The sequence below is a fragment of the Oleiphilus sp. HI0132 genome (genome assembly GCF_001635845.1).
Genome location: NZ_LWGJ01001170.1, coordinates 1 through 2,563, shown reverse-complemented (window position 1 = coordinate 2,563; position 2,563 = coordinate 1). Strand labels below are relative to the sequence as shown.

Here is a 2,563-nt window from a genome sequence, read left to right as displayed (position 1 = left end):
TTATTCTTAAGAGAATTCAATAAGGTAAGTATCTATGAAAAAAGTTACAAAACTCCTCGCTCCTTTCGTTTTGGCTGCAAGCGCCACGGCTCAAGCCGATTTTATTGGCGGTACTGTTGAAGCAAGTTATTGGTATGCAGGCATTGGTGGTGATGCCACCGCTGGTGAAACAGTTGATTTTGAAAAAGACCTAGGTTTCGAAGACGATAGTTTCTTCGAACTCGCGGCTTCATTTGAACACCCCGTGCCACTGATTCCAAATATAAAGGTCCGACTAACTTCCCTTGATCAGACTGAATCTGGCGAAATTGATGAAGCAGGCGATGGTTTTGCTGGTGTGGAAGGGCCTGTTACGACTAATTTAGACCTGACTCACTATGATGTAATTGCTTACTATGAAATTCTCGATAACTGGGTTTCGGTTGATGTTGGTTTAGATATTAAGGTTTTTGACGGTCAGCTTAATGTTGAGGGTGATACAGAAAGCTCGACCTCTACTATTGATAACTTTCTACCGCTGCCCTATGCAAAAGCTGAAGTAGAGCTGCCTTTTACTGGTATGGCAGTTGGCGCTGAGTTATCGGGTATTTCGTATTCTGGTAATGGTATTTATGATGCCCGTGCCCGTATTCGTCAAAATATTAGCTTAGCATTTGTTGAGCTAGGCTATCGCACTATGGCAATCAAGATTGATGATATAGGCAGTGCTGATATCGAAGTTGATGTTGATTTTAGCGGTGTTTACTTAAGTACAGGCTTAGATTTCTAGATATAAAGTGCAATCTAGATTCGTAAGAATATTTTTCTAATATTCTCATTGCAAGGCGCTGAATTGTTTGATAAATTACGCGCCTTATTCAAGTCGCTCTCCTTGCGATGCTTGAAATAGGACTATAGCTCAGTTGGTTAGAGCGCTACCTTGACATGGTAGAGGTCGGCAGTTCGAATCTGCCTAGTCCTACCAATTTCCCTATTCGCTCCTTATTTTTATAGTTGTGGCATGTCGCGATCGTTCTAGCGATTTAAAAATACAAATTTTGGATAGCCTCCAAGTGCATAGCTAACCTCGTAAGTTGCTTCACCATTCAATTGCGATATTTCTAAACAAGGCCTCGGGAGAGATAGGTCGCAATCACCGTTGCTCAATATGTAATCTTTGTACGCTTGTATTGTAGTTGTCTGGAATAGGGAGTGGCGACCTGATAGATTTTGTTTGGGGAGTGTGAAGCTGCAGCAGTAAAAGGATAGCTCAGCGTTGGAGCTATTGTTTTTTGCTTCAGCGCAATATTTAACTGCGTGTTTTGGCGTTAGGTCTATTAACCTTGCAACCGGGTAGAATGTAGCGTTTGCAGAATCAGCGCTGTTATTCTTCACAACCTTAAGCTCTAAAGACACATTAATAGATTGTGGAATAAATATACCATGCGGCTTAAGTTGGTCTGCTAGGTTTGCCGTTATTTCTACTTGAGGCTCATGCTCAAGAGACTTCTGCATTGTTTCGCTGATGATAATGTCGAGTGTATCAGGGTGCTGGTATTCACAGGCATTAGCGTTGACAAGGTGACTGGAATACTTCGTTAATTCAAAGGCCTGTAATAGGCGTTCAACACTGTCAAGCGATTCTTGATGGATATCTAAAAAGTATGGTTCTATTTCATCAGAGCAAAACTGAGTTAGTAGCGGTAGTAGGAGCGTTGCGTAGGGCCCGCAGCCAGCGTAAAGAATTTTTATTGGCTGATCGATAGAGTTGGCTAATGTATCGCTTATAGCGGCATTGACAGCCTGAATGAAGGTTATGCTGCGCTGATGATCAAGTGTGCACTGAGCTGCTGCTTCCGAGCAAATAGCTAAGCCTTGAGGGAGGTATGAATCACTCGCCCATGCATCGAAGGCAGGAGATGCTGTTATACCGCCAAGATCACTACAGACCTTTGCATAGTCCTCTAAGGCTTTTGTTTTGTATGAATATGGCGACGACTTATCCAGGATAGCCTTCGTTATTTCTTCTAATTTGGAGCGGTTCATCGTTTGCTCTATTGCCGCTTAGATCCAGCCAAATAGAAAGTCCCATAAACTCCATGACTCTTTTTTCTCAAGCTCATTTTTTGCTTGTTCAAGTACGATGCGTTCTTGTTCTAAGGCTTTCTTTTCTTCTTCTAGCTTGAGTTTTTCTTGCGCTATTCGTTGTTCTTCAATACGGCGCTCTTCCTCAAGTCGTGCTTGTTCTTGCTGTTGCTGGGCTAGAAGCTGCTTTTCCTCTTCAAGCTTGCGTTGCTCTTGTTCTTTTTGCTCTTGAAGCCGCTTCTCTTCTTCTGCTCTTTGTTTAGCTAAGCGTTCAGCTTCAGCTTTTTTTGCGTGAGCGATGCGCTCGGCTTCGAGCTTCTTTTTAGCAGCTGCGTCTGCTTGGGCCTTTTGCTTCTCTATGTTGTTCTTTTTGACGCGTTTGCTAACCACCTTGGGCGGTGCTTTGCATTCGCCACGAGAAGGGTCTAGACGGCAGCGAATTTTCCAGAATAACTTCAGTGCGGTAGGGTTGTTGATCTGATCGTCTTGTAAGGCAAGT

Annotated in this window: 2 protein-coding genes, 1 tRNA gene and 1 pseudogene; 2 read left to right on the top strand and 2 right to left on the bottom strand. The window is 43.2% G+C overall.

Translation table 11 applies throughout. The features are described from left to right. Positions 1-34 precede the first annotated feature (34 nt). Both A3766_RS16475 and A3766_RS16470 read left to right on the top strand, forming a co-directional pair. Positions 35-769 carry a TIGR04219 family outer membrane beta-barrel protein gene (locus A3766_RS16475; protein WP_068507795.1) on the top strand — a complete coding sequence of 245 codons (735 nt, stop codon included), beginning with the start codon at positions 35-37 and terminating at the stop codon, positions 767-769. 118 nt (positions 770-887) lie between these two features. After that, a tRNA-Val gene (locus A3766_RS16470) sits at positions 888-964 on the top strand. A 50-nt stretch (positions 965-1,014) separates the two neighbouring features. On the opposite strand, the gene A3766_RS16465 is transcribed toward A3766_RS16470, so the two are convergent. Continuing rightward, a complete protein-coding gene (locus tag A3766_RS16465) occupies positions 1,015-2,025 on the bottom strand; it encodes a hypothetical protein (RefSeq protein WP_068507793.1) in 1,011 nt (336 codons plus the stop codon). Between the two features lie 18 nt (positions 2,026-2,043). Beyond that, positions 2,044-2,563, bottom strand: a pseudogene (locus A3766_RS31255) (hypothetical protein); the annotation flags it as partial.